Annotated in this window: 1 pseudogene; it reads right to left on the reverse strand. The window is 77.4% G+C overall.

The features are described from left to right. Window positions 1-527: pseudogene (locus AB8Z36_RS41910) on the reverse strand (hypothetical protein); the annotation flags it as partial.

Here is a 527-nt window from a genome sequence, read left to right on the forward strand (position 1 = left end):
GCCATACGTCGTTCAGCGTCTCCGCGGCGTGCCGGGCCGGGCCCGCCGCCGGGAACCCGGTGGCCACGGCGGCGGCGAGCGCGCCGGCGTCGTCGCGGTGCACCCCGAGGGCCACCGCCTCCGCCGCCGTCGGACGCGGCCCGCCGTCCCGCAGCAGGCAGCACACCTCCCACAGGACCAGCCTCCGCAGGCCCATCCCGTCATCCCGTACGAGGGTCTCCAGGGTGTCGACGAGGGCCGCGGCGGCCAGGGCCCGCTGGTCGGCGGCGTTCAGCCAGCGCCGGCGGGCCTCTTGTACGTAGGCCAGGTCGACCCGGGTCCAGCTCCCGCCCCGGCCCGGGAACCAGAGCCCGTCCAGAATCCTGAACCCGTCGTCGGTGTCGGCCCTGGGGAGCGTGCCGAAGACGGCGCTGGCCGTGGGGGAGGCGGGCGCGGGCGGTCGCAGCACATCGGCGGCGTGCCGGAAGGCCAGGCCGGTCAGGGTGCCGTGCAGATGGACGTAGCCGCGCATCGCGGGGGTGCGGGGC

Origin of the sequence: Streptomyces flavofungini (genome assembly GCF_041028215.1) — a bacterium.
Taxonomy (GTDB): Bacteria; Actinomycetota; Actinomycetes; order Streptomycetales; family Streptomycetaceae; genus Streptomyces; species Streptomyces flavofungini_B.